This window comes from Ningiella algicola (genome assembly GCF_028401415.2).
Classification (GTDB): domain Bacteria; phylum Pseudomonadota; class Gammaproteobacteria; order Enterobacterales; family Alteromonadaceae; genus Glaciecola.
Window position 1 is genome coordinate 4,261,043 of sequence record NZ_CP171821.2, and the last position, 22,675, is coordinate 4,283,717.

The 22,675-nt window shown below is 43.3% G+C and carries 35 protein-coding genes; 25 read left to right on the top strand and 10 right to left on the bottom strand.

What is annotated here, in order from left to right; genetic code table 11:
* Positions 1–68: 68 nt before the first annotated feature.
* From PN836_RS18530 to PN836_RS18540, 3 genes are all read left to right on the top strand, one after another.
* Positions 69–434, top strand: coding sequence for a hypothetical protein (locus PN836_RS18530; RefSeq protein WP_395341204.1), 366 nt, complete (start codon positions 69–71; stop codon positions 432–434).
* A gap of 120 nt (positions 435–554) precedes the next feature.
* Positions 555–992 (top strand): hypothetical protein, encoded by a 438-nt coding sequence (locus PN836_RS18535; protein ID WP_395341206.1) that lies wholly within the window; start codon positions 555–557, stop codon positions 990–992.
* Positions 993–1,657: 665 nt separating this feature from the next.
* Positions 1,658–2,524: a reverse transcriptase domain-containing protein gene (locus tag PN836_RS18540; protein WP_395341208.1), complete on the top strand. Its 867-nt coding sequence runs from the start codon at positions 1,658–1,660 to the stop codon at positions 2,522–2,524.
* On the opposite strand, the gene PN836_RS18545 is transcribed toward PN836_RS18540, so the two are convergent.
* Genes PN836_RS18545 through tnpA (PN836_RS18560) form a run of 4 tightly spaced genes read right to left on the bottom strand, consistent with a single transcriptional unit; the run spans position 2,516 to position 5,073 of the window.
* Positions 2,516–2,851 carry a hypothetical protein gene (locus PN836_RS18545; protein WP_395338410.1) on the bottom strand — a complete coding sequence of 112 codons (336 nt, stop codon included), beginning with the start codon at positions 2,849–2,851 and terminating at the stop codon, positions 2,516–2,518. The genes PN836_RS18540 and PN836_RS18545 overlap by 9 nt on opposite strands.
* Positions 2,852–2,858: 7 nt before the next feature.
* A complete protein-coding gene (gene tnpC, locus PN836_RS18550; protein WP_395341210.1) occupies positions 2,859–4,442 on the bottom strand; it encodes an IS66 family transposase in 1,584 nt (527 codons plus the stop codon).
* 23 nt (positions 4,443–4,465) lie between these two features.
* A complete protein-coding gene (gene tnpB / locus PN836_RS18555; protein ID WP_395338414.1) occupies positions 4,466–4,801 on the bottom strand; it encodes an IS66 family insertion sequence element accessory protein TnpB in 336 nt (111 codons plus the stop codon).
* Positions 4,801–5,073, bottom strand: a complete 273-nt coding sequence (gene tnpA, locus PN836_RS18560) for an IS66 family insertion sequence element accessory protein TnpA (RefSeq protein WP_395341213.1) — start codon at positions 5,071–5,073, stop codon at positions 4,801–4,803. Before tnpA (PN836_RS18560) ends, tnpB (PN836_RS18555) begins: the two co-directional genes overlap by 1 nt.
* A 106-nt stretch (positions 5,074–5,179) precedes the next feature.
* Between tnpA (PN836_RS18560) and PN836_RS18565 the strand changes: the two genes are divergently transcribed.
* The 7 genes from PN836_RS18565 to PN836_RS18595 all read left to right on the top strand — a co-directional run bounded on the left by PN836_RS18565 (position 5,180) and on the right by PN836_RS18595 (position 9,677).
* The gene (locus PN836_RS18565) at positions 5,180–5,605 is read left to right on the top strand and encodes a group II intron maturase-specific domain-containing protein (protein ID WP_395341217.1); all 426 of its coding nucleotides are present in this window, start codon (positions 5,180–5,182) and stop codon (positions 5,603–5,605) included.
* A 140-nt stretch (positions 5,606–5,745) separates the two neighbouring features.
* Complete coding sequence (locus tag PN836_RS18570; protein ID WP_395341219.1) at positions 5,746–5,991, top strand: hypothetical protein; 246 nt, start codon at positions 5,746–5,748, stop codon at positions 5,989–5,991.
* A gap of 93 nt (positions 5,992–6,084) precedes the next feature.
* Positions 6,085–6,591, top strand: a complete 507-nt coding sequence (locus PN836_RS18575; protein ID WP_395341222.1) for a hypothetical protein — start codon at positions 6,085–6,087, stop codon at positions 6,589–6,591.
* Positions 6,592–7,200: 609 nt separating this feature from the next.
* On the top strand, positions 7,201–8,490 hold the full coding sequence (gene ltrA / locus PN836_RS18580; RefSeq protein ID WP_395341225.1) for a group II intron reverse transcriptase/maturase: 1,290 nt from the start codon (positions 7,201–7,203) through the stop codon (positions 8,488–8,490).
* Positions 8,491–8,632: 142 nt separating this feature from the next.
* A complete protein-coding gene (locus tag PN836_RS18585; protein ID WP_395341227.1) occupies positions 8,633–8,962 on the top strand; it encodes a hypothetical protein in 330 nt (109 codons plus the stop codon).
* A gap of 123 nt (positions 8,963–9,085) precedes the next feature.
* Positions 9,086–9,397 (top strand): type II toxin-antitoxin system RelE/ParE family toxin, encoded by a 312-nt coding sequence (locus PN836_RS18590; RefSeq protein ID WP_395341230.1) that lies wholly within the window; start codon positions 9,086–9,088, stop codon positions 9,395–9,397.
* Positions 9,390–9,677, top strand: a complete 288-nt coding sequence (locus PN836_RS18595) for a helix-turn-helix domain-containing protein (protein WP_395341232.1) — start codon at positions 9,390–9,392, stop codon at positions 9,675–9,677. Before PN836_RS18590 ends, PN836_RS18595 begins: the two co-directional genes overlap by 8 nt.
* 689 nt (positions 9,678–10,366) lie before the next feature.
* Here the strand turns inward: PN836_RS18595 and PN836_RS18600 are convergent.
* The 4 genes from PN836_RS18600 to tnpA (PN836_RS18615) are packed head-to-tail and all read right to left on the bottom strand — an operon-like array spanning position 10,367 to position 12,930.
* The gene (locus tag PN836_RS18600) at positions 10,367–10,702 is read right to left on the bottom strand and encodes a hypothetical protein (protein WP_395338410.1); all 336 of its coding nucleotides are present in this window, start codon (positions 10,700–10,702) and stop codon (positions 10,367–10,369) included.
* A gap of 7 nt (positions 10,703–10,709) precedes the next feature.
* Positions 10,710–12,299 carry an IS66 family transposase gene (gene tnpC / locus PN836_RS18605; protein WP_395338412.1) on the bottom strand — a complete coding sequence of 530 codons (1,590 nt, stop codon included), beginning with the start codon at positions 12,297–12,299 and terminating at the stop codon, positions 10,710–10,712.
* 23 nt (positions 12,300–12,322) lie between these two features.
* Positions 12,323–12,658, bottom strand: coding sequence for an IS66 family insertion sequence element accessory protein TnpB (gene tnpB, locus PN836_RS18610; protein WP_395338414.1), 336 nt, complete (start codon positions 12,656–12,658; stop codon positions 12,323–12,325).
* Complete coding sequence (tnpA, locus tag PN836_RS18615; RefSeq protein WP_395338416.1) at positions 12,658–12,930, bottom strand: IS66 family insertion sequence element accessory protein TnpA; 273 nt, start codon at positions 12,928–12,930, stop codon at positions 12,658–12,660. The genes tnpB (PN836_RS18610) and tnpA (PN836_RS18615) overlap by 1 nt, the downstream gene beginning before the upstream one ends.
* Positions 12,931–12,981: 51 nt before the next feature.
* Between tnpA (PN836_RS18615) and ltrA (PN836_RS18620) the strand changes: the two genes are divergently transcribed.
* The 6 genes from ltrA (PN836_RS18620) to PN836_RS18645 all read left to right on the top strand — a co-directional run bounded on the left by ltrA (PN836_RS18620) (position 12,982) and on the right by PN836_RS18645 (position 17,028).
* Positions 12,982–14,295, top strand: coding sequence for a group II intron reverse transcriptase/maturase (gene ltrA, locus PN836_RS18620; RefSeq protein ID WP_415926379.1), 1,314 nt, complete (start codon positions 12,982–12,984; stop codon positions 14,293–14,295).
* A 130-nt stretch (positions 14,296–14,425) separates the two neighbouring features.
* Positions 14,426–14,779: a hypothetical protein gene (locus tag PN836_RS18625; RefSeq protein WP_395341237.1), complete on the top strand. Its 354-nt coding sequence runs from the start codon at positions 14,426–14,428 to the stop codon at positions 14,777–14,779.
* 12 nt (positions 14,780–14,791) lie between these two features.
* Positions 14,792–15,301 carry a DUF4145 domain-containing protein gene (locus tag PN836_RS18630; protein ID WP_395341240.1) on the top strand — a complete coding sequence of 170 codons (510 nt, stop codon included), beginning with the start codon at positions 14,792–14,794 and terminating at the stop codon, positions 15,299–15,301.
* Positions 15,302–15,434: 133 nt separating this feature from the next.
* Entirely contained in the window at positions 15,435–15,935 is a 501-nt protein-coding gene (locus tag PN836_RS18635) for a hypothetical protein (protein WP_395341242.1), read from the top strand.
* Positions 15,936–16,055: 120 nt separating this feature from the next.
* On the top strand, positions 16,056–16,625 hold the full coding sequence (locus PN836_RS18640; RefSeq protein WP_395341244.1) for a hypothetical protein: 570 nt from the start codon (positions 16,056–16,058) through the stop codon (positions 16,623–16,625).
* Positions 16,626–16,740: 115 nt separating this feature from the next.
* Positions 16,741–17,028 (top strand): hypothetical protein, encoded by a 288-nt coding sequence (locus PN836_RS18645; RefSeq protein ID WP_395341247.1) that lies wholly within the window; start codon positions 16,741–16,743, stop codon positions 17,026–17,028.
* A gap of 257 nt (positions 17,029–17,285) precedes the next feature.
* On the opposite strand, the gene PN836_RS18650 is transcribed toward PN836_RS18645, so the two are convergent.
* Positions 17,286–17,804 carry a transposase gene (locus tag PN836_RS18650; RefSeq protein ID WP_395341249.1) on the bottom strand — a complete coding sequence of 173 codons (519 nt, stop codon included), beginning with the start codon at positions 17,802–17,804 and terminating at the stop codon, positions 17,286–17,288.
* Entirely contained in the window at positions 17,759–18,403 is a 645-nt protein-coding gene (locus PN836_RS18655) for a transposase (protein WP_395341252.1), read from the bottom strand. The genes PN836_RS18650 and PN836_RS18655 overlap by 46 nt, the downstream gene beginning before the upstream one ends.
* 122 nt (positions 18,404–18,525) lie before the next feature.
* On the opposite strand from PN836_RS18655, the gene PN836_RS18660 reads away from it, so the two are divergent.
* The 9 genes from PN836_RS18660 to PN836_RS18700 all read left to right on the top strand — a co-directional run bounded on the left by PN836_RS18660 (position 18,526) and on the right by PN836_RS18700 (position 22,653).
* On the top strand, positions 18,526–18,813 hold the full coding sequence (locus tag PN836_RS18660; protein ID WP_395341253.1) for a BrnT family toxin: 288 nt from the start codon (positions 18,526–18,528) through the stop codon (positions 18,811–18,813).
* A 23-nt stretch (positions 18,814–18,836) separates the two neighbouring features.
* Positions 18,837–19,034: a BrnA antitoxin family protein gene (locus PN836_RS18665; RefSeq protein ID WP_395345742.1), complete on the top strand. Its 198-nt coding sequence runs from the start codon at positions 18,837–18,839 to the stop codon at positions 19,032–19,034.
* Positions 19,035–19,236: 202 nt separating this feature from the next.
* Positions 19,237–19,488, top strand: coding sequence for a type II toxin-antitoxin system Phd/YefM family antitoxin (locus PN836_RS18670; protein ID WP_395341256.1), 252 nt, complete (start codon positions 19,237–19,239; stop codon positions 19,486–19,488).
* On the top strand, positions 19,478–19,765 hold the full coding sequence (locus PN836_RS18675; protein ID WP_395341259.1) for a type II toxin-antitoxin system RelE family toxin: 288 nt from the start codon (positions 19,478–19,480) through the stop codon (positions 19,763–19,765). Before PN836_RS18670 ends, PN836_RS18675 begins: the two co-directional genes overlap by 11 nt.
* Positions 19,766–20,201: 436 nt before the next feature.
* Positions 20,202–20,555 carry a hypothetical protein gene (locus PN836_RS18680; protein ID WP_395341261.1) on the top strand — a complete coding sequence of 118 codons (354 nt, stop codon included), beginning with the start codon at positions 20,202–20,204 and terminating at the stop codon, positions 20,553–20,555.
* Positions 20,556–21,559: 1,004 nt separating this feature from the next.
* Positions 21,560–21,961 carry a hypothetical protein gene (locus PN836_RS18685; RefSeq protein ID WP_395341264.1) on the top strand — a complete coding sequence of 134 codons (402 nt, stop codon included), beginning with the start codon at positions 21,560–21,562 and terminating at the stop codon, positions 21,959–21,961.
* 63 nt (positions 21,962–22,024) lie between these two features.
* Positions 22,025–22,150 (top strand): hypothetical protein, encoded by a 126-nt coding sequence (locus PN836_RS18690; protein ID WP_395341267.1) that lies wholly within the window; start codon positions 22,025–22,027, stop codon positions 22,148–22,150.
* A 51-nt stretch (positions 22,151–22,201) separates the two neighbouring features.
* The gene (locus PN836_RS18695) at positions 22,202–22,438 is read left to right on the top strand and encodes a hypothetical protein (protein WP_395341268.1); all 237 of its coding nucleotides are present in this window, start codon (positions 22,202–22,204) and stop codon (positions 22,436–22,438) included.
* On the top strand, positions 22,435–22,653 hold the full coding sequence (locus PN836_RS18700) for a hypothetical protein (protein ID WP_395341270.1): 219 nt from the start codon (positions 22,435–22,437) through the stop codon (positions 22,651–22,653). Before PN836_RS18695 ends, PN836_RS18700 begins: the two co-directional genes overlap by 4 nt.
* Positions 22,654–22,675: the final 22 nt, after the last annotated feature.

Here is a 22,675-nt window from a genome sequence, read left to right on the forward strand (position 1 = left end):
CTTCGGCATTATAGCGCTGCATTTGTGCCCGTTAGCTTTGCGTTAGGTGTAAAACAGTGATATCAATTATGCTAGATTTATTAGCTCCTAAAGCGAAGGTTGTAAAAACGATTAAGTTGTCTAGATCCACTAATGATTTTTTAAAAGTTTTAAATACGAATTTTAAACTTAAAGGTGAAGCACAAAACGAATCAATATTTAGAGTACCGGGTAATTTTTTTTCTGATTTACGCGCCGTTGGAATCGTCTTTGGGAGGTCTGCAGATCCTAAGCACTATAAAAAAGTAGGCTTTAACGTAACTGTAAAAATAATAAATAGTGATTCAGTGGAGTTAGAGCTTAGCGAGCGTATAATTTTAGGGTATTTTGAAATAAAGGCGTTTAAGTCGGTTTTACAAGATAGACTGGAAGGACTAATTGAAAATTACACCTAACAAAAAATTCAACGCACTCCCGTCGGTCGCTGGGACAGTCACATGGCGCGGCTTCGCCATTATCGCGCCATGCGTCTGCCCGTTAATTGGGTGTTAACTGCCAAAAAGGAGATTCAATCAATGAAGGTTATATTAGTTACAATCCTGTTATTATTAGGCGGTTGTAATGCAATGACTACTAATCACTGGAAAGCCCCTACAGAAAAAGATCCTCACGCAAATATTGTTGCTCAAGAGGATATGGATTTGATGTGGGTTAATGACTTACCCGTGAATGGGTGGGGATATTGGACTTTCGAAAACTTCATTTTACCTGCTGGTAAATCGGAAGTTGTCATGCGAGCTAGAAGAGGTAACGATCACTTTGCTTTAGCTTCATTCCATGTTGACCTAACTGAAGGTGAAAAGTATTACTTTGTAAACGAAGTTGTTGGCATCAATTATCGAATTTCACTTTTAGACTCAAATAAACAAGTAATACAAGTTGCTGTAGCACCCCAACAGCAATTCAATGAATCTTTCACATTGCCTGTCGTCGCTATTCCTAGGACTAATTAGGAATGACAGTTAACAAAGCGCTTAAGGCGTTCCCTTCGGTCACTGGGACGCTTACACACGGGGCAACTTCGTTATTATGCCCCGCGCGCAAGCGCCCCTTAGCTTAGTGTTAGTGCGTCAAGCAAGCTTGATGCATCTTGCAGGGTGAAAGTCCCTGTCGGGTAAGGCTTAGCCAGCCACCTGTAGCGAGTCTTGCGCGTTGTGCGGAGTTTGAGGATGGGAATTGCTTTCCAGTGTGCAGACACAATCAAATGAACAAGTAACGTGAAGCGTAGACAGCGAATTATATAGGCCATAGGGGATACGTGTCCCTGAAGTGCTGGTATCGCTTCGATAATACTTAAGATCTGACTGACAAGGCCTGTAACACAGCCGAAGTCCACGTAAAGCAACCGATATTGGTGAGGTTGTGGCGAGTCAGCGGAGTTATCAAGCCGTGGCATGTATAAAGAGATGCGTTAGGAACTTGAGAGAGCCAAAGGTGTTCCCTAAGGACGGGGTAGGTAAACTTAGCCCAAAAGCAAGGTGAGCCGATGACGCTTTGGCAGTCAGATCAGCCCATAGTAGTCTGAGCAGGGGAAAGCCTTGTACATGGCGAAGGAGCTGACAGTTATATGAGGTGTTTAGCAGACACATAGGCCGGACAAAGTAGGGCTGGAGCCACTATGACAACTACACTAAACGCCATCGCATTTAAAGCACAGACCCACCCCAAGCACAGGTTTCAGAATTTATACGGACAGCTAAATACTGATTTACTGTATCAAAGTTGGGGTCAACTCAATAAGCAGGCCAAACCAGGTATAGACTGGATCACGATGCCGGCGTATGAGGATAGCCTGCCAGAAAATATACGACGCTTAAGTTGGGCGCTTAAGCAGAAATGCTACCGAGCGAATGATATAAAGCGCGTATATATCCCCAAATCGAATGGCAAGCAAAGGCCATTAGGGTTACCTACGGTAGATGACAAGTTAGTGCAACAAAGTGTGAGCCAATTACTGCAAGGTATTTGGGAACAAGATTTTGTACGCCATAGCTATGGTTATCGACCGCATAAAAGTGCGCATCAAGCCGTGCATAGTTTGACCTTGAACTTGCAATTTAAGGGCTATGGTTATGTGGTGGAAGCAGATATCAAGGGGTTCTTTGATAATATTGACCACAACTGGCTAATGCGTATGCTCAAACAGCGCATAGACGATAAGGCATTGCTGAGCTTAATCAAACAATGGTTAAAGGCGCGGATAAAAGAGCCTCGTGGGGCGTTTAATAAGCCGACTAGTGGTAGTCCACAAGGCGGAATTATCAGTCCTGTGCTGGCGAACATTTATCTGCATTACGCATTAGACTTATGGTTTGAGAAGCGTGTAAAGCCGTGTCTGCGTGGTCGCGCCATGATGATACGCTATGCAGATGATTTTGTGTGTGCGTTTCAATATGCTCAAGACGCTGAGTACTTTTATCAGGCATTACCCACACGATTACAGAGATTCAACTTAGACGTGGCAAAAGGTAAGCGATCATTTTAGACCGTTCTTTACAACCGTTTGATTTAGGTCTAGTGGTGCAGCGCTAATATGCCTGACTATGCCTGCCGGTACTTTGTGATGTGTTTTTGCGTTGTCGTTGGCAATCAACACCGTTTTTCGGTTTTTCTTAAGTAACGTGCCGGTGACTGTCGTGCCGTCATGAGTAAATTGCACTTTCATACCAGGTCGTAAGATGGCAATCGCGGCTTCGTCTTGCTGCTTTTGCAGGGTATCTATGCGCTCACATACAAATTGATTGAGTATATATAGTTGGTCAATGGATAAATGGCTGATGTCTATCGTGGTTTTGATGTCTTTATTTGTCATGGTGTGCTTACTTTTCTATATCTGAGCGCAGGCGTTTGTCTGCGAACAGGACTTTCCAGCGCCGAGGGGTTAAATCGATAACGTCTTTTGCCGGATGTTGTGAGACGCGCTGCAGTACATCCACCAAGTAGTGATACGGATTGATGTTGTGTAATTTGCACGTCACGGTGAGTGTATGCAAGACGCCAAGCTGTTTTGCGCCTAGTTCACTCCAACAGAACAAGTGATTCTTTCTTCCCATAGGGATAACGCGCAGGGCTCTCTCCAAGTGGTTCGTATCGATGCTGACTTGCGCATGAGTGAGGTAAGTTTTTAACTCATGATGGCGCTCATAGGCATAAGCAAGTGCTTTGGTTAACGGGTCTTTAGGCAGTAATTCAGGTCTCTGGCGCTGCTCGTATATCCATTTGAATAATGCAGTAATGATAGGCTCACTGTGTTTAAGGCGATATTGCACGGTATCCTCGGCATTAAGTGCCTGTTTTCGTATGTGCGCTTCAATCTTGTATAGCTTTTGTATTTCAGCCAAGGCGTATTGCGCCTCTTTAGGGTGATAATCCAATGCTTTTTCGAAGTAGCGGCGCGTGTGCGCCCAGCACGCTGCATGGGTAATTGTTTGACCTTGATGATTAAGCGTATCAATGACTTGGCTATATACCGCATAACCATCGCTTAACAAGGTGCCGTTAAAGCCTGCTAGTTGCTCCATTGCATGTTGTTTACCGCGAGAAGACGACCAGGTAAAGGCCACTTCATCTTGCTCACCATACATCGGCCAGAAGTACGTTTGCTTCATTGTTTTTGATGGTTGGCTTGATGTGCGGCTGCGGCGAGTCGAGGATTGTCGACCCGCCTTCATCGGCGTTTCATCCATACTGATGTTCCCCCCACTCAGTATATTGCCAAGCACCGCTTTGGCGATAGGGGTCAGTAAATCAATCCCTTGGCTAACATAATTAATTAGGGTAGCGCGTGATAGCGTGACCCCCGATTGCAACATCCGCAGATGCTGGCGATGAAGGGGTAAATGATAAACCGCTTTATCTACCATGAGCCCTGCTAATAAGGACACATCGGCATAGGTGCCTTCTAGTACGTTAAGTGGTGTTTTAGGCGATTGGATATCCCCACTGTCTTTGTGCTTGAGTACATTTTTGCGGTAAATGAGAATTTGATAGCTACCTGGCAATTGTGCCAAGCGATGGCTTTCTTTTACGCCAATGACCTCATAGTTATCTGCATCTTCACCTTCAAGCTCCGGACATGGGACATCAATCACTTTTGTCGGTACATCATCAGTAAAGCGAAGACCAGTGTCATTGACGTTATTTTCATCTTTTTGCTTGACTGAACGCGCATAGCCTTTGACGGCTTTTTTAGGCGCAGACGGTAAACCTTCATCCTGAGCTTGACCAAACAAGTTGGCTTGGTCAGGATTATCGATGATGTGTTTTTCTGATTTGCGCCCAAACAATTGGCGTTTAAACCAGTCAACTTGTTGCTGTAATGCTGCCATTTGCGCACGCACTTTTTCATATTCTTCGATAGGAATATGCGTGCTGTTTTGTATACTGGTTGAGGCGCTTTTCATGCCGCGAAGTATAGCAAATTCAGCTACTTAAGTCGCTTGTTTTGTTTGCCTTTTTGCCAATAAATACCATCTATTAAACACTGCAGTTGCGCGGCATTGAGCGATAGTTTGCCATCGTTACCCGCCACCTTGGCAAAGGTGCCGCGCTCCAGTCGTTTTGACCACAAACAGTACCCACCTTGATGATAATACAGCACCTTCATCATCGTGCGTTTACGATTCACAAACACAAACCAATCGCCTGCATGCGCAGGCAGTTGCATCTGGTGTTTCACCAAGGCCGCCAAGCCGTCAAACTGTTTGCGCATATCGGCAATGCCCAAATACAACCAAATGCGTGCATTGGTAGAGGACAACATCAGCCATCGGTACTCATATTCAGCACGACACCGTTTGGTAGCGTTAGCTCAATTTGCCATTGGCGCGTTTCTGGCAAGGCCATTGACTTCGTATCAATCGGCAACCACTGAGATGGCGCTTGCGCTAAGTGACTGTCACTGCGCTTTTTGCGTTGCAGGTAAAACGTAGATTGATTGATGTTGCGCGACTGACAAAACTGCTGGATTGTCATCTCGCTAACGGCTTGCTCGTCGATGAGGCGTTGCCATTCTTCACTTGTTCGTCTGGTCATTGATAGGTCTCCTGTATTTATCAATGACGCGATCTTAAATTATGCTTACGAGTGGGTGAAGAACGGTCTATTTTGATCGCTTACGGCAAAAGAGAAAACGTCACTGATGCGTTTCAGTCGTTTTCATCCCAGCCGTAAACGTCAGTTTGTGTTTCTGGGGTTTGCATTTTACTGGGGTAAAGATACCGGTGGTCAGCCCCGCTTAAGGCGTCGGACCGCAGCGAAGAAACAGCGGTCAACCCTTAATGAGCTGTATCGCTGGATTAAAGCCAAGCGTTCACAGAAGTTGAACATTTGGCTGCCACAACTAAAGCGCAAGCTTAGGGGGTTTAGCCACTACTTTGGACTACCCGATAACAGTCGCAGCCTAGCGAAAGTAAGCGCATTTGTATTGCATAGCCTTTACAAATGGCTCAACCGACGCAGTGGTAGACGAAGTTACAATTGGCGCAGTTTTAAAGAGATGCTAATCTATTTTCAGATTGAGCCATTACGCGTCAGGAAGCGAGTAATAGAAGTTGACTGGTATTAGGGTCATGTTTTACACGAGTGAATATATAACTGAAGAGCCGGATGCGGTAATTCCGCACGTCCGGATCTGTGTGGGGTCGACCCAGTAATGGGTCGCTCTACCACGATTACGTTGTTCTTTAAGTCGTAAACGAGGCTATTTTGAAAGTTAAGTTTTTAGTTGCCTATGATTATGATTGTGGGGGAATTTGGAGAGTGATTGATGCTGATGGAAAATCTCAGATTTTAGAGAAATACCCTGAATTAATTATAGTTGATGAAAAGCCGCATTGGATGTCTGATGAGAGGCTAGCAGATCTCACGAAAAATGCGATTAGTATCGAGAATAGTGGTGATACGTTTTTTAAATCGTTAGTTAGTCAAAGGAGTATAGACAATGATAGCTGAGACTAGATTGTTTCTTCGATTAACGTATAACAAATACATTAACCGGATGCTGGCAAGAGCGGCCATCACCGGTTATGTAAGGTGTTAGCAGCCATGAAATATTCAGCATTTTTCGTTGTTTTATTTTTTTCAATCGAGCTTAGTGCCGAACGATTTGGAGATTGGGAGTTCTCTATTCCAGAAGGAAGTCCTTTTGCGCTTTATCCAATCGACAACGGTTTATATCTGCAATTTTCTGGAAAGATTACTTTCAATGCTAAAGTTGTAGCAACTATAAATGAAGCTGGTGAGGCCTATATTCTGGCGGCGATTCCACCTGATGAAATAATCAGACTATTGCCGTCTAGGAAAATTGGAAATATTCAGTTGCCGAACTATATCCAATTGCTAAATAACGATGAAATTTTATCGTCTTTGAACATGACGCAATATAAGAGCGCAAAAAACGCAGAAATCATTATAGGTAGCGCTGAAGTTACAATAACAAACTTACAAAGTGGTGGTGATTGTGGTGTCGCCAATTTTTTTGCCTTTGATAATTCAATTACTAATTTCGAGTATTATATAAACTATGAGGTTGTTAAAAGTCCGAGCTGCTAACAAATACATAAACCGGACACTGGCAAAAGCGGCCAGCGCCGGTTATGTAAGGTGTTAGTGCGTCAAGCAAGCTTGATGCATCTTGCAGGGTGAAAGTCCCTGTCGGGTAAGGCTTAGCCAGCCACCTGTAGCGAGTCTTGCGCGTTGTGCGGAGTTTGAGGATGGGAATTGCTTTCCAGTGTGCAGACACAATCAAATGAACAAGTAACGTGAAGCGTAGACAGCGAATTATATAGGCCATAGGGGATACGTGTCCCTGAAGTGCTGGTATCGCTTCGATAATACTTAAGATCTGACTGACAAGGCCTGTAACGCAGCCGAAGTCCACGTAAAGCAACCGATATTGGTGAGGTTGTGGCGAGTCAGCGGAGTTATCAAGCCGTGGCATGTATAAAGAGATGCGTTAGGAACTTGAGAGAGCCAAAGGTGTTCCCTAAGGAAGGGGTAGGTAAACTTAGCCAAAAGCAAGGTGAGCCGATGACGCTTTGGCAGTCAGATCAGCCCATAGTAGTCTGAGCAGGGGAAAGCCTTGTACATGGCGAAGGAGCTGACAGTTATATGAGGTGTTTAGCAGACACATAGGCCGGACAAAGTAGGGCTGGAGCCACTATGACAACTACACTAAACGCCATCGCATTTAAAGCACAGACCCACCCCAAGCACAGGTTTCAGAATTTATACGGACAGCTAAATACTGATTTACTGTATCAAAGTTGGGGTCAACTCAATAAGCAGGCCAAACCAGGTATAGACGGGATCACGATGCCGGCGTATGAGGATAGCCTGCCAGAAAATATACGACGCTTAAGTTGGGCGCTTAAGCAGAAATGCTACCGAGCGAATGACATAAAGCGCGTATATATCCCCAAATCGAATGGCAAGCAAAGGCCATTAGGGTTACCTACGGTAGATGACAAGTTAGTGCAACAAAGTGTGAGCCAATTACTGCAAGGTATTTGGGAACAAGATTTTGTACGCCATAGCTATGGTTATCGACCGCATAAAAGTGCGCATCAAGCCGTGCATAGTTTGACCTTGAACTTGCAATTTAAGGGCTATGGTTATGTGGTGGAAGCAGATATGAAGGGGTTCTTTGATAATATTGACCACAACTGGCTAATGCGTATGCTCAAACAGCGCATAGACGATAAGGCATTGCTGAGCTTAATCAAACAATGGTTAAAGGCGCGGATAAAAGAGCCTCGAGGGGCGTTTAATAAGCCGACTAGTGGTAGTCCACAAGGCGGAATTATCAGTCCTGTGCTGGCGAACATTTATCTGCATTACGCATTAGACTTATGGTTTGAGAAGCGTGTAAAGCCGAGTCTGCGTGGTCGCGCCATGATGATACGCTATGCAGATGATTTTGTGTGTGCGTTTCAATATGCTCAAGACGCTGAGTACTTTTATCAGGCATTACCCACACGATTACAGAGATTTAACTTAGACGTGGCAAAAGAGAAAACGTCACTGATGCGTTTCAGTCGTTTTCATCCCAGCTGTAAACGTCAGTTTGTGTTTCTGGGGTTTGCATTTTACTGGGGTAAAGATACCGGTGGTCAGCCCCGCTTAAGGCGTCGGACCGCAGCGAAGAAACAGCGGTCAACCCTTAATGAGCTGTATCGTTGGATTAAAGCCAAGCGTTCACAGAAGTTGAACATTTGGCTGCCACAACTAAAGCGCAAGCTTAGGGGATTTAGCCACTACTTTGGACTACCCGATAACAGTCGCAGCCTAGCGAAAGTAAGCGCATTTGTATTGCATAGCCTTTACAAATGGCTCAACCGACGCAGTGGTAGACGAAGTTACAATTGGCGCAGTTTTAAAGAGATGCTAATCTATTTTCAGATTGAGCCATTACGCGTCAGGAAGCGAGTAATAGAAGTTGACTGGTATTAGGGTCATGTTTTACACGAGTGAATATATAACTGAAGAGCCGGATGCGGTAATTCCGCACGTCCGGATCTGTGTGGGGTCGACCCAGTAATGGGTCGCTCTACCACGATTATACCTCAAGAAAAGTTAAACACAGGAAGTTTAAATGAGCATTGATGCACGAACAGTTTTTGAAGCGTTGGAATCTTCCGGTAAAGAAGGTATAGGCGTGATTACGCTTGCCTTAGAAACAGGTTACAGTCAATCAGACCTACGAAGATTCTTTAAAAACCACAAACAGTACTGCGTCCCATTAAACGGAGAAACTAAGTATAAACTCAGTCAATTTACTGAAACACGAGGTTCTGTTGATAAAATGGTGGCGGAAATCGAAGGGCAAAAAGCCAATGACCGTGTATATAGAGCTTTTGGCTATGGACTAATTGTCGGATTGTTTATCGCTAATATTGGCACTTTTTTTGAGTTGTTATTTTGAGGGCGGTACATAACAAACCATTCAAGTGGACAAAAATAAAGAGCAATTTTTGCCGCTTAATGGGGTGTTGTACGCCATTCACTCGGCATTGACTTTGTACGGCATTGCCGTAATATTGATTCTATGATTTTTATTGAAACATCTAAATTTACTGATTTACTCCCGCAGTATCTCTCCGACGAAGAATATCGAGGTCTTCAGACTTACCTTCTTCAAAAACCTGATGCTGGCGATCTTGTTCGTGGTTCAGGAGGGGTAAGGAAAGTTAGGTGGGCAGCAACAGGTAAGGGTAAAAGCGGCGGTGTAAGGGCTATTTACTACTGGAAGAAATCGGAAAGTGAAATTTGGATGCTTACTTTGTACAGTAAATCAGAAAGAGCGACTATTCCTAGTCATGTTTTAAAGCAGATTGCAGAGGCCATAGATCATGAGTAACAGAGATATAGGTTTGGAAATCTTGAACGGAATCAATGAAATTAAGGCGTTTAAAGAAGGTAAAACTAAACTAAGAACAACCGAGTTAAGTGAACCATCCGAGCCAAAAATCATTCGCTCTAAACTAAAGCTCAGTCAATCCGCTTTTGCCGCCCTTCTCGGTGTAAGTAAGCGAACTTTACAAGACTGGGAGCAAGGACGCAGAAGTCCGCAAGGTCCAGCTGTTGCTCTTTTAAGAATTGCTGAGCAGCACCCAGAAATCTTTAACGACTTACATTAAATCCATGGCGTACAACAAGGCGCTTAACTCGCTCACTTTGTTCGCTGGGACACAAACGCAGCGCGGCTTCGCCATTATAGCGCTGCATTTGTGCCCGTTAGCTTTGCGTTAGTGCGTCAAGCAAGCTTGATGCATCTTGCAGGGTGAAAGTCCCTGTCGGGTAAGGCTTAGCCAGCCACCTGTAGCGAGTCTTGCGCGTTGTGCGGAGTTTGAGGATGGGAATTGCTTTCCAGTGTGCAGACACAATCAAATGAACAAGTAACGTGAAGCGTAGACAGCGAATTATATAGGCCATAGGGGATACGTGTCCCTGAAGTGCTGGTATCGCTTCGATAATACTTAAGATCTGACTGACAAGGCCTGTAACACAGCCGAAGTCCACGTAAAGCAACCGATATTGGTGAGGTTGTGGCGAGTCAGCGGAGTTATCAAGCCGTGGCATGTATAAAGAGATGCGTTAGGAACTTGAGAGAGCCAAAGGTGTTCCCTAAGGACGGGGTAGGTAAACTTAGCCCAAAAGCAAGGTGAGCCGATGACGCTTTGGCAGTCAGATCAGCCCATAGTAGTCTGAGCAGGGGAAAGCCTTGTACATGGCGAAGGAGCTGACAGTTATATGAGGTGTTTAGCAGACACATAGGCCGGACAAAGTAGGGCTGGAGCCACTATGACAACTACACTAAAGTAAGCGATCATTTTAGACCGTTCTTTACAACCGTTTGATTTAGGTCTAGTGGTGCAGCGCTAATATGCCTGACTATGCCTGCCGGTACTTTGTGATGTGTTTTTGCGTTGTCGTTGGCAATCAACACCGTTTTTCGGTTTTTCTTAAGTAACGTGCCGGTGACTGTCGTGCCGTCATGAGTAAATTGCACTTTCATACCAGGTCGTAAGATGGCAATCGCGGCTTCGTCTTGCTGCTTTTGCAGGGTATCTATGCGCTCACATACAAATTGATTGAGTATATATAGTTGGTCAATGGATAAATGGCTGATGTCTATCGTGGTTTTGATGTCTTTATTTGTCATGGTGTGCTTACTTTTCTATATCTGAGCGCAGGCGTTTGTCTGCGAACAGGACTTTCCAGCGCCGAGGGGTTAAATCGATAACGTCTTTTGCCGGATGTTGTGAGACGCGCTGCAGTACATCCACCAAGTAGTGATACGGATTGATGTTGTGTAATTTGCACGTCACGGTGAGTGTATGCAAGACGCCAAGCTGTTTTGCGCCTAGTTCACTCCAACAGAACAAGTGATTCTTTCTTCCCATAGGGATAACGCGCAGGGCTCTCTCCAAGTGGTTCGTATCGATGCTGACTTGCGCATGAGTGAGGTAAGTTTTTAACTCATGATGGCGCTCATAGGCATAAGCAAGTGCTTTGGTTAACGGGTCTTTAGGCAGTAATTCAGGTCTCTGGCGCTGCTCGTATATCCATTTGAATAATGCAGTAATGATAGGCTCACTGTGTTTAAGGCGATATTGCACGGTATCCTCGGCATTAAGTGCCTGTTTTCGTATGTGCGCTTCAATCTTGTATAGCTTTTGTATTTCAGCCAAGGCGTATTGCGCCTCTTTAGGGTGATAATCCAATGCTTTTTCGAAGTAGCGGCGCGTGTGCGCCCAGCACGCTGCATGGGTAATTGTTTGACCTTGATGATTAAGCGTATCAATGACTTGGCTATATACCGCATAACCATCGCTTAACAAGGTGCCGTTAAAGCCTGCTAGTTGCTCCATTGCATGTTGTTTACCGCGAGAAGACGACCAGGTAAAGGCCACTTCATCTTGCTCACCATACATCGGCCAGAAGTAGGTTTGCTTCATTGTTTTTGATGGTTGGCTTGATGTGCGGCTGCGGCTGCGGCGAGTCGAGGATTGTCGACCCGCCTTCATCGGCGTTTCATCCATACTGATGTTCCCCCCGGTGAGGATATTACTCAGCACGGCGGTGGCAATGGGGGTCAGTAAATCAATCCCTTGGCTAACATAATTAATTAGGGTAGCGCGTGATAGCGTGACCCCCGATTGCAACATCCGCAGATGCTGGCGATGAAGGGGTAAATGATAAACCGCTTTATCTACCATGAGCCCTGCTAATAAGGACACATCGGCATAGGTGCCTTCTAGTACGTTAAGTGGTGTTTTAGGCGATTGGATATCCCCACTGTCTTTGTGCTTGAGTACATTTTTGCGGTAAATGAGAATTTGATAGCTGCCTGGCAATTGTGCCAAGCGATGGCTTTCTTTTACGCCAATGACCTCATAGTTATCTGCATCTTCACCTTCAAGCTCCGGACATGGGACATCAATCACTTTTGTCGGTACATCATCAGTAAAGCGAAGACCAGTGTCATTGACGTTATTTTCATCTTTTTGCTTGACTGAACGCGCATAGCCTTTGACGGCTTTTTTAGGCGCAGACGGTAAACCTTCATCCTGAGCTTGACCAAACAAGTTGGCTTGGTCAGGATTATCGATGATGTGTTTTTCTGATTTGCGCCCAAACAATTGGCGTTTAAACCAGTCAACTTGTTGCTGTAATGCTGCCATTTGCGCACGCACTTTTTCATATTCTTCGATAGGAATATGCGTGCTGTTTTGTATACTGGTTGAGGCGCTTTTCATGCCGCGAAGTATAGCGAATTCAGCTACTTAAGTCGCTTGTTTTGTTTGCCTTTTTGCCAATAAATACCATCTATTAAACACTGCAGTTGCGCGGCATTGAGCGATAGTTTGCCATCGTTACCCGCCACCTTGGCAAAGGTGCCGCGCTCCAGTCGTTTTGACCACAAACAGTACCCACCTTGATGATAATACAGCACCTTCATCATCGTGCGTTTACGATTCACAAACACAAACCAATCGCCTGCATGCGCAGGCAGTTGCATCTGGTGTTTCACCAAGGCCGCCAAGCCGTCAAACTGTTTGCGCATATCGGCAATGCCCAAATACAACCAAATGCGTGCATTGGTAGAGGACAACATCAGCCATCAGTACTCATATTCAGCACGACACCGTTTGGTAGCGTTAGCTCAATTTGCCATTGGCGCGTGTCTGGCAAGGCCATTGACTTCGTATCAATCGGCAACCACTGAGATGGCGCTTGCGCTAAGTGACTGTCACTGCGCTTTTTGCGTTGCAGGTAAAACGTAGATTGATTGATGTTGCGCGACTGACAAAACTGCTGGATTGTCATCTCGCTAACGGCTTGCTCGTCGATGAGGCGTTGCCATTCTTCACTTGTTCGTCTGGTCATTGATAGGTCTCCTGTATTTATCAATGACGCGATCTTAAATTATGCTTACGAGTGGGTGAAGAACGGTCTATTTTGATCGCTTACACACTAAACGCCATCGCATTTAAAGCACAGACCCACCCCAAGCACAGGTTTCAGAATTTATACGGACAGCTAAATACTGATTTACTGTATCAAAGTTGGGGTCAACTCAATAAGCAGGCCAAACCAGGTATAGACGGGATCACGATGCCGGCGTATGAGGATAGCCTGCCAGAAAATATACGACGCTTAAGTTGGGCGCTTAAGCAGAAATGCTACCGAGCGAATGACATAAAGCGCGTATATATCCCCAAATCGAATGGCAAGCAAAGGCCATTAGGGTTACCTACGGTAGATGACAAGTTAGTGCAACAAAGTGTGAGCCAATTACTGCAAGGTATTTGGGAACAAGATTTTGTACGCCATAGCTATGGTTATCGACCGCATAAAAGTGCGCATCAAGCCGTGCATAGTTTGACCTTGAACTTGCAATTTAAGGGCTATGGTTATGTGGTGGAAGCAGATATCAAGGGGTTCTTTGATAATATTGACCACAACTGGCTAATGCGTATGCTCAAACAGCGCATAGACGATAAGGCATTGCTGAGCTTAATCAAACAATGGTTAAAGGCGCGGATAAAAGAGCCTCGTGGGGCGTTTAATAAGCCGACTAGTGGTAGTCCACAAGGCGGAATTATCAGTCCTGTGCTGGCGAACATTTATCTGCATTACGCATTAGACTTATGGTTTGAGAAGCGTGTAAAGCCGAGTCTGCGTGGTCGCGCCATGATGATACGCTATGCAGATGATTTTGTGTGTGCGTTTCAATATGCTCAAGACGCTGAGTACTTTTATCAGGCATTACCCACACGATTACAGAGATTCAACTTAGACGTGGCAAAAGAGAAAACGTCACTGATGCGTTTCAGTCGTTTTCATCCCAGCTGTAAACGTCAATTTGTGTTTCTGGGGTTTGCATTTTACTGGGGTAAAGATACCGGTGGTCAGCCCCGCTTAAGGCGTCGGACCGCAGCGAAGAAACAGCGGTCAACCCTTAATGAGCTGTATCGTTGGATTAAAGCCAAGCGTTCACAGAAGTTGAACATTTGGCTGCCACAACTAAAGCGCAAGCTTAGGGGGTTTAGCCACTACTTTGGACTACCCGATAACAGTCGCAGCCTAGCGAAAGTAAGCGCATTTGTATTGCATAGCCTTTACAAATGGCTCAACCGACGCAGTGGTAGGCGAAGTTACAATTGGCGCAGTTTTAAAGAGATGCTAATCTATTTTCAGATTGAGCCATTACGCGTCAGGAAGCGAGTAATAGAAGTTGACTGGTATTAGGGTCATGTTTTACACGAGTGAATATATAACTGAAGAGCCGGATGCGGTAATTCCGCACGTCCGGATCTGTGTGGGGTAGACCCAGTAATGGGTCGCTCTACCACGATTGCACCAAAAGGAGTTTGTGCCCTTGGATAAATATGAGGAAAAAGGTCAAAGCCTGCTTAAACGGGTCGTGCTTGCCTTCAAATGGTTACTCTCGTTCTGGTTAATTGTTATTGCTTCTACTTTTGGCTTCAAAACCACAGGTAGCATTCTAATCGAACATGGGCTTCAAAAAGCCGTGGTTTTTAATCCAGTTTTGGTCATAGGCTTGCCACTTGCTGCACTGATATCATTAGCGCTAGTTTTATCGTTAGAACAAAGAGCAGAGAATATCAAATTCAAAGCATTGGGTTTTGAATTCGAAGGAGCATCAGGGCAAATCATTTTATGGGTGATTTGTTTCGTCGCTATATCATTGAGTATTAAGTTATTCGTTTAAGGAGGTTGCAGCATGAAAATAAAAGACAATCGAGATGAGTTCGTCTCCCTTACTGCGAATAAAGAAATTTGGGATGATGTCCTAAACAACTCGGTAAGAGGCGCTGTTTTAAGTGCTGCCGCTGCATTTGAAGTATCATTGGAACGACTTCTTAAGTCGTTTCTAGTTCAAGGTGTATCCTCTTCTAAAAATATTGCGGAAAAGAGCAATTTTTCACACAAGATAAATCTTTGTTTTAGTCTAGGGCTCATCACTGAAAAAGAAAAAGACGACCTAAACACATTAAGAGAAATAAGGAATGCGTTCGCTCATAATATTTTCGGCTGTGACTTTAAAAATTCCGAAGTCCAGAAATTTGTTCGGGCTTTAAAATTACCATTGAGTATTAACTTTCCACGCGACAATATTAGGAACTTTTTTAATATCGGAATGATAATGTTGGATACATCTCTGAGCGATAGACTAAAAAGAATAACGCCAATAAACCAGCGCCCCAATTTAGTTTATTCGCATGGTGCATAACAAAAGCATATTGGCAGTCGCTATCGCTCCTTCGGACATTTTGCGTTTGCTAAAATCTGCTTTTCACTATGTTCAATTATCGCAGACTTTAGCAAATACAAACTGCCGCAAATGCTGGCGTTAGGTGCCTATTATGATCAAGATTGTTGTTTTAATTTGCACGGTTCTCTTATCAAGCAGTCTTTTCGCCCAGAATTTAATGTGGAAGACAAGGGATTTACCTGATGGAATTACTATTATTTACCAATTTGACAAGGGATTTGACGACTTAAAAAATGCAATAGACTCTGTCCCCAAAAACTCATGGATTAAACACATTGCAGTGTCAAACATTCTAAATGAGAATAAGTTTCAAGATGAAATTTTCTCGTACTTGCAAATTCACTATCCCACTAAATTGAAAACAGCATTGTTGTCAGCAGGGAATATGCATAATCCAGCAATAATTCAGATCCGTGATGCGTACATGGAAGCTATTTTAAAATCAGAACGTGTTCAAACGTTCAATTCTAAATTTAGTGCACGTTGTGAAAGGATTACTAACGTGAGTATTGAGAAATTATTTATCTCCAAGAGTTCTGGAGAACCAAGATTTAGTTCTTTTCTCTGGTTAACAACAGATGAATGCACCTAACAAAGCGCTAAACTCGCTCACTGCGTTCGCTGGGACAGTAACGCAGCGGCGCTTCGCGATTATGCCGCTACGTCACTGCCCGTTAGCTTAGCGTTAGCTTTAAAGGAGGGCTTTGTGCTCATGGATAGAAAAATTATATTTGCAGCTTTATCAACTTTGCTACTTTCAGCTTGTAATTCTACGCCTAAAAGTGGTGTCACAAAGTATGAGTCTGCTGGAAATTTGGAATCCCCGAAACCAGCTGGATGCGTCGCAGTGGTCGAGCTATCGAACACGCAGAACCCTGTCGATATTTTTACTGGACTTAATGCTTGCTTGATCAACAATAATTACTCGAAGGCTGCTGAGCTATATTTTGCCGGCATGTCTTATGGCTTTTTTGATACTAAACGTGTTTCAGACAAAACTGCACATCAAGCTATTAGTGTTCTGCGTATGAATTTGTTCGGTGCGCGATCACAAGAAGATATGGATAAGTTACAAACGGCTCTTACAAAATTAAGTTCTGATAATACTGCGATTTGTCAAAGCCTAACTAATCTAGGTGCACCAGCATATAAGCCAACTTATATGATTCAACATGGAATGGGGGCTTTCACTGGTCAAAGTACTAAAGACGGCTTGGTAGAAAACTTTGATGCTGTAGCTGCTTGGAAAGATGCTTTATCAACTATCGCCAAGTGCGTTTAAAGCTAACAAGTCAACCAACGAAGATTATCAGCCTATGTCATGTCGCTTGCGTTCGCAACCGCCACGCCATAGTCTGATAACTCGTTATTGAAGCGTTATGTTTACTAGCATTAGCATGAAGTATTATAAATACGAATCAAAAGGAAATAGTCAGGGGTTGGAAGAGACTATTGAATGTTATTGGGAAATAGATGAGGCGGATATTATTGTCAGGTCAATTGAAGTGCTTAACGACAAGACTATACTGAAATATTCCGAACAGCATGAAGCAGATTCAATGGGGCAATTACCCGAAGGTCGGGTTACCCATGATGACTTAAATGACAGTAGTTTTGGGATTTGTACAAGACTGTCAAAAGACCAATTTGAAAAACATTGGAGAAAAAATGCGGAAAATTGGTAACCGTAAACATAACAAGAACTTAAAGACGGACATTGGCAAGAGCGGCCAACGCCGCAAATGCGAGCGTTGAGACTGTAGAATTAATCGTTTTTCACAGTAAATTTGTCGCCCAAGATCATTATTTGAGTTTCTCTTTTTGTTCCTCAAGATGTCAGCTATCAATTTGGGTTTTGGATAATTTTTTTTGTGAACAGGTTGCGAATGCAGATAGTTGCTTTTTGTGTGTGAGATGGGCGTAATTACACGTTTGGAGATGGCTATTGCAGCGCATTCCTTAATTTTTCAATGTTATGCACTAAACAGTACATCTTCCATTGAGCATTTACGTTGGTTTTTCCACGTAAGGTAAAGTAATTTATCTTTTTATTGATGGCGATGTTAGCAAACACAAGCTCCACACAGCCTAAGCGTTTACTGTACTGCTCACGGCCTTTTTTACTGTCTATTTTATCTTTCATTTGCTGAATTAACGCCACATTTTTGGTGGGAGGTGCACCGCTTCTAAGAGATACTTGCCTGCCTCGTTTGTTAGGGGGATTGCGCATACATCGCGTTTGCATTGGGCAGGTTTTGCAGTGGTTGAGATAGCCTTCAAACTTGTAATAATAGTGGCCTTCATTTAGGTGTGGCTGTTTAGAAGATAGCCACATTGGCTTGCCGGCTGGACAACTACAAGTCATGGCGTCGCGGTCGAAGTGAAAGTCTTTCGGTGTGAAGAGTTTGTCTTTTGTTAGGTTGCGTTGTTTGCGTCTAGTTTGTTGATGTTTTGACCCCATGCTTGGGCTTGCATAATGATTTGATGTTTATCATCACTAATCGCGACACCATTGTAGCCTTGAATAGTGCCTTTGCTGGTGAGCATTTTGGCACTGTCGTTGTCGGTGATATTGCTTTTAATGGCTTTGTTTCGACTACCAATACGCTCTACATTGCGCTTGTCTTGCAAGAAGGCCTCTATGCGCTTGGCCGTATTATCGAGCTTATTGCGATGCTTGCACTCTTTTTCAGGGGGGTTGTCTTGCTCAATGTGATGCTTAAGAATACGCTGACTGGCTTCACGCAGGCGTTTGGCTTTACGATTAAGCTCATCATGGGTACCGCTTGACTCCTTGCTAGCATTGGAAGGGATTTTACAGCCATCGATGGCAAACATATGATGGCCAATTAACTGTTGCTGGTCACAAATCATCAAGACTTGCGTAAACAAAGGCTCAATATGGAGATGCATATTGGCCACAAAACTGGCAATGGAGGTAAAGTGCGGTTGGGTATCGCCAGATAGCGCCATCAATGTGATATTGGTTTCACAGGCATGGGCGATACGGCGACTCGACACTATCCCATGTGCATATGCGTAGAGAATGATTTTAAGCATAATGGCGGGAAAACCTGCATTTCACTTCGTTCAATTGTTGCAGATTTTAGCAAATACAAACTGCCGCTAATGCAGTTGTTAGCTACCCTTGACACATTTTTTAATGTACATACAATGTACATATGATTAAATTTGAATGGGATTCGGCGAAAGCTGAATCAAATATAGAAAAGCATGGTATAAGCTTCGAAGAGGCGAAATCGGTATTTTTCGATGAGTTTGCTTTGCAGTTCTATGATGATTCAAATTCAGGTATCGAAGAAGACCGATTTTTACTGCTTGGAACTAGTATTGAGTCGAGGATACTTCTTGTATGTCATTGCGAGAGATGTGATGGCGAAATAATACGATTAATTTCAGCACGGAGAGCAACGAAGAAAGAGCAAAAACACTATCGAGGTGACTTATGAAAGCTGAATATGATTTCTCGAAGATGAAGTCTCGAAAAAACCCATATTATTCAAAATTAAAAAAACCTGTCACAATGCGACTGAGCGAAGATGTTATTGATTATTTCAAGGCGATGTCAGAGGAGAATGGTGTGCCTTACCAAAGCCTCATTAATTTATACCTTCGAGATTGTGTTGTTCAGCACAGGAAAATAGACATTGCATGGAAAACGAGTAGCTAACAAACGTTTCATGGCGTTCGTTGTCGCTCTCTCGGATGTGCAATTTGTTGAGGATTTTGCATTCCGCTTCGCTTCATTTTTGCAAAATCCTCAACAAATTGCACACTGCATAAACGGGTGTTATCCCTAAAAAATGAGTCATTGATTAAGCCCTAAATAAAGAGCTACAATCAGCTCTATATTTATTGGGGGGGGTAAAACCATGCGACAAGTTTTAGCTGATTGTTCAGCGAGCATATCTGAATTAAAGAAAAATCCTTCTGCACTGCTAAATGAAGCCGATGGTGCAACAATTGCGATACTAAATCATAACAGACCTGTTGCCTATCTGGTTCCGGCAGATACTTATGAGCAATTGATGGATTTGTTAGATGACTACGAACTATCAAAGATTGTAGAGAACCGCCGCTCCGAGATTGATAATGCAATAGAAGTTAAATTGAATGACTTATAGGTTAAAGTTTGTTCCATCTGCATTTAAAGAATGGAACAAACTAGGTGCGTCAATTAAATCTCAATTCGAGAAAAAGCTTAGAGAGAGGCTTGACAACCCACATGTCATTCCCGACAAACTAAAAGGTTATAAATCAGTCTATAAAATTAAGTTGAGAACTGCCGGATATCGAATGGCGTATGAAGTGTTTGATGATGAGATTTTAGTCTACGTTTTAGCTGTCGGAAAGCGAGACAAAGATGCAATCTTTAAGAAATTGGCAAAACGTATTGACTAATCACGGGATAACAAAATGATGAAGACGGATTTGTCACAAAAGCGGTGCCAAACCGCTTGTCAAAAGTGTTGAGACTGTAGAATTTATCGGTGTCATAAGCAAGCTTAAAAATTGTGTGAAATTTAATCAAAAAATCTAACGCTATGTAAATTTTAGATAGGTTTGAGCATTGATTGAAGCAAATAATCGACACAGGAGACGGCAAATTTTGAGGATACTATTAATTCTACAGTCTCACTATACGCACAAACGTTAAGCAGTATACCGCTTTAGATGAAAACGTTGAGGAGCCCTGGCAACCTTAGATGAATGATTCAAAGATATAGGCGATTCCGATGGCAATTGACGAACTTAAATCGCTCTTTTCGTTTTTGAATCGAGAAGACGCGCCTCCCGGCGTTTACCCGTTAATTGAAGTGTTGCGCGAAGGTAATTCATGATCCAGAAACCTGAAAAACCAAAGAACTATATTCGAGACCAATTCCTTATAGCCTTTTTTGTTTTAAATGTCATTTTGGCGTTATTCCTCTGGCAGGCTCCACATTACCTGTTCGTCTCTATCCCATTGGTGTTGTATTTTATCGTTGACGGAATTTGGTTTAAAAATTACAACGCACAAAAACGCGAATACGATGAAAAAGTTTCCGCTAATAATGCAGCAAAAAGAGAAGCTGCCAGAGTAGACGGTCTTTATCCAAAAGATAGCTCGGTAAATGAGAATATCGCCAACTACTTAAAACAGCAGCGAGAGAAAAAAGCCAATAAAAAATGGTGGCAGTTTTGGCTGTAGTTGCGCATCCAAACCAATTAACATTGTTCGCTTCGCTTTTAGGGACAAGTGCTCATCGTGTAATCCAGCGAGGTCATATGAAGTTTCTATTCATCCTTAGTACCCTTATAACAATAGTGGGTTGCTCAAGCACTCAAACGTCCCATCACGAATCTATATGTTTGGAATCTGAAGAAGCGGCAAGAACGATGGGGCAGCAAATTTATGATTCAGGTTTCAATAATCGTGTGAGCTATTGGGTTACAGGTGATCCTTCAATACCGATGCGTGGGTTGGGGTTAATGTTTGGAGGTGTTGATCCTAAGCTTTTTTGTCCAAATGGTGGATATCCGATAGTCGCAGTTTAAGAGAGCAAGGACTCAACGTATGATATTGATAACGTTATGAGTTGGTCTCGAACAGTATTAAGAGCGACGGTTAAGGAGCATGAAGCTCTCTCTGAAAAATAGAAAGAGCCAAGTCTTTAGCTAGTGATCTAAAATGTCATCCTGCAGTTTTGGTTTTTCTTGGCTGGGATATTGATAGCGAGAACGCTGCATAACAAACGAATAAAACGGATTTTGCAATAAGACGTTTCAAAACCGCTTATTCAAAGTGTCACGTTGCTTGTTGAAATTTCATATATGGAGGTTTTCTTATGTCAAGCGGTGAGCTAGGTGCCAGAATAGCGTTTTTATTCTTAACAGTTGCATGTTTGATAATGGCATACGGCTCATTTTTTGTTTATGACCTAAGAGTCCACGGAGCATCAATAGTTTTCATGGCTATATTTTTCTTTGTTACCCAATACGATATAAAAAAGGTATTCCAGCTTGAGCAGAAGTTGAGTCTCATTCAAAAACTCTGTATCGGTGCGTGGGTAGTACTAACCATCATTGGATCTTTTAGGCATACGACTTAATAAACAGTTTATCATACCCATTCTCGTTCGCGGGCACAGCAACAAGTAGGGGCAACTAGATTGTGAAATGCATTTTTTTACAGCCTTGTCTTAAGGAAATTCAATGAAAAAACGCTTACTTACATACTTGTTTTTATTTCCTTGCTTTGCGCTTGCAAACCAAGAGACTTTATCTATTGATACGCCATTGCCGTCTGAGTTTGAGCTTGTTTTTCCAAACGACACAAATCTGCAGCCAGAGGAAAGTGAATTTAGGGTGTTAGATTTTGTGTTAATGAGTAACGAAAAGGGTGAACGATGGGTTGTTGTTACCCTAAAGAACGAAGCATCGGGGCGCAGAACGTTCAATCATAAGCACATAATGGGTTTGTTAGCCGACGGCACAAGGCTGCATCCGAGAAAGATATCACAAAGCTTTGTTGCAAAAGAAAGCTTGTCGGTCATTATCGACTTTGGTCCCAACAAGTTTCCTTTGTTAAGGGTATACTCAAGGTTGGCGCAATAATAGGCTGTAGCATCGGCGCAGAGTAAGTCCAGAGCGGCTTCATACATCTAAAAGGGAATGGCTATGGAAACAATCATAAATTTTATGCTAAGCGCAGGACTGGTGATCTTGGTGTTATTCATTGCTGCTATATTCGCTGGCAAAAGCCTGGCTGATAGGCAGTCAAAAAAAGATAAGGATTCAGACTGAGTTTACTTTAATGTGTAAACTAGTTTTTAAATGAAGCGAGAGAGCTATTTCATGAGTACAGCACTTTTTATCGTTATGTTAATTTTAGGCATTATCATTTTAGATGCTGGGGCGCCTCCTTTGCTGGCATGGGCTTGCATCGTTGTTGCGGTATTGATGCTTGTTAAGCGGCTTTTTTCTGGCTCTAAAAGTGTCGACGTAGGGGGTGATGGTTCGTATAGTGATAAAAGCGGTTCGGGATTTTTCTCGGGTGGTGATGGCGACGGCGGCGGAGGCGGCGGCGAATGAGTCATGACCAAAACAAGCAAGCTAAAACCCTGTCTAAAAAAGTCCGATTAATCATTGGCATATTATCTATCCCCTCATTGATACTGACCGCCATGTTGCTCAAGTTAGCTTTGGATGGACAGCAAGATTCCATTGGCTTTTTTGAACTAACATATGCGGTCGTCGGTATTTTTGCAGCATACATTGCGCTAACTGGAAAACGGTTTTTTCTGTAAAGAACCAAAGCGTGGCTTTTCA

Bases quoted from the DNA above. Each gene is read 5' to 3' on its own strand.
- PN836_RS18640 (WP_395341244.1), top strand. From the start codon at position 16,056: ATGGATAGAAAAATTATATTTGCAGCTTTATCAACTTTGCTACTTTCA.
- PN836_RS18590 (WP_395341230.1), top strand. From the start codon at position 9,086: ATGATTTTTATTGAAACATCTAAATTTACTGATTTACTCCCGCAGTAT.
- PN836_RS18655 (WP_395341252.1), bottom strand. From the start codon at position 18,403: ATGCTTAAAATCATTCTCTACGCATATGCACATGGGATAGTGTCGAGT.
- PN836_RS18685 (WP_395341264.1), top strand. From the start codon at position 21,560: ATGAAAAAACGCTTACTTACATACTTGTTTTTATTTCCTTGCTTTGCG.
- PN836_RS18595 (WP_395341232.1), top strand. From the start codon at position 9,390: ATGAGTAACAGAGATATAGGTTTGGAAATCTTGAACGGAATCAATGAA.
- PN836_RS18585 (WP_395341227.1), top strand. From the start codon at position 8,633: ATGAGCATTGATGCACGAACAGTTTTTGAAGCGTTGGAATCTTCCGGT.
- tnpB (WP_395338414.1), bottom strand. From the start codon at position 4,801: ATGTTGTCCTCTACCAATGCACGCATTTGGTTGTATTTGGGCATTGCC.
- tnpA (WP_395338416.1), bottom strand. From the start codon at position 12,930: ATGACCAGACGAACAAGTGAAGAATGGCAACGCCTCATCGACGAGCAA.
- PN836_RS18675 (WP_395341259.1), top strand. From the start codon at position 19,478: ATGACTTATAGGTTAAAGTTTGTTCCATCTGCATTTAAAGAATGGAAC.
- PN836_RS18600 (WP_395338410.1), bottom strand. From the start codon at position 10,702: ATGACAAATAAAGACATCAAAACCACGATAGACATCAGCCATTTATCC.
- PN836_RS18650 (WP_395341249.1), bottom strand. From the start codon at position 17,804: ATGGGGTCAAAACATCAACAAACTAGACGCAAACAACGCAACCTAACA.
- PN836_RS18680 (WP_395341261.1), top strand. From the start codon at position 20,202: ATGATCCAGAAACCTGAAAAACCAAAGAACTATATTCGAGACCAATTC.
- PN836_RS18535 (WP_395341206.1), top strand. From the start codon at position 555: ATGAAGGTTATATTAGTTACAATCCTGTTATTATTAGGCGGTTGTAAT.
- PN836_RS18545 (WP_395338410.1), bottom strand. From the start codon at position 2,851: ATGACAAATAAAGACATCAAAACCACGATAGACATCAGCCATTTATCC.
- PN836_RS18660 (WP_395341253.1), top strand. From the start codon at position 18,526: ATGATTAAATTTGAATGGGATTCGGCGAAAGCTGAATCAAATATAGAA.
- PN836_RS18695 (WP_395341268.1), top strand. From the start codon at position 22,202: ATGAGTACAGCACTTTTTATCGTTATGTTAATTTTAGGCATTATCATT.
- tnpA (WP_395341213.1), bottom strand. From the start codon at position 5,073: ATGACCAGACGAACAAGTGAAGAATGGCAACGCCTCATCGACGAGCAA.
- PN836_RS18690 (WP_395341267.1), top strand. From the start codon at position 22,025: ATGGAAACAATCATAAATTTTATGCTAAGCGCAGGACTGGTGATCTTG.
- PN836_RS18565 (WP_395341217.1), top strand. From the start codon at position 5,180: ATGCGTTTCAGTCGTTTTCATCCCAGCCGTAAACGTCAGTTTGTGTTT.
- tnpB (WP_395338414.1), bottom strand. From the start codon at position 12,658: ATGTTGTCCTCTACCAATGCACGCATTTGGTTGTATTTGGGCATTGCC.
- ltrA (WP_395341225.1), top strand. From the start codon at position 7,201: ATGACAACTACACTAAACGCCATCGCATTTAAAGCACAGACCCACCCC.
- PN836_RS18670 (WP_395341256.1), top strand. From the start codon at position 19,237: ATGCGACAAGTTTTAGCTGATTGTTCAGCGAGCATATCTGAATTAAAG.
- PN836_RS18645 (WP_395341247.1), top strand. From the start codon at position 16,741: ATGAAGTATTATAAATACGAATCAAAAGGAAATAGTCAGGGGTTGGAA.
- PN836_RS18630 (WP_395341240.1), top strand. From the start codon at position 14,792: ATGAAAATAAAAGACAATCGAGATGAGTTCGTCTCCCTTACTGCGAAT.
- tnpC (WP_395341210.1), bottom strand. From the start codon at position 4,442: ATGAAAAGCGCCTCAACCAGTATACAAAACAGCACGCATATTCCTATC.
- PN836_RS18530 (WP_395341204.1), top strand. From the start codon at position 69: ATGCTAGATTTATTAGCTCCTAAAGCGAAGGTTGTAAAAACGATTAAG.
- PN836_RS18700 (WP_395341270.1), top strand. From the start codon at position 22,435: ATGAGTCATGACCAAAACAAGCAAGCTAAAACCCTGTCTAAAAAAGTC.
- tnpC (WP_395338412.1), bottom strand. From the start codon at position 12,299: ATGAAAAGCGCCTCAACCAGTATACAAAACAGCACGCATATTCCTATC.
- PN836_RS18540 (WP_395341208.1), top strand. From the start codon at position 1,658: ATGACAACTACACTAAACGCCATCGCATTTAAAGCACAGACCCACCCC.
- PN836_RS18635 (WP_395341242.1), top strand. From the start codon at position 15,435: ATGATCAAGATTGTTGTTTTAATTTGCACGGTTCTCTTATCAAGCAGT.
- PN836_RS18665 (WP_395345742.1), top strand. From the start codon at position 18,837: ATGAAGTCTCGAAAAAACCCATATTATTCAAAATTAAAAAAACCTGTC.
- PN836_RS18575 (WP_395341222.1), top strand. From the start codon at position 6,085: ATGAAATATTCAGCATTTTTCGTTGTTTTATTTTTTTCAATCGAGCTT.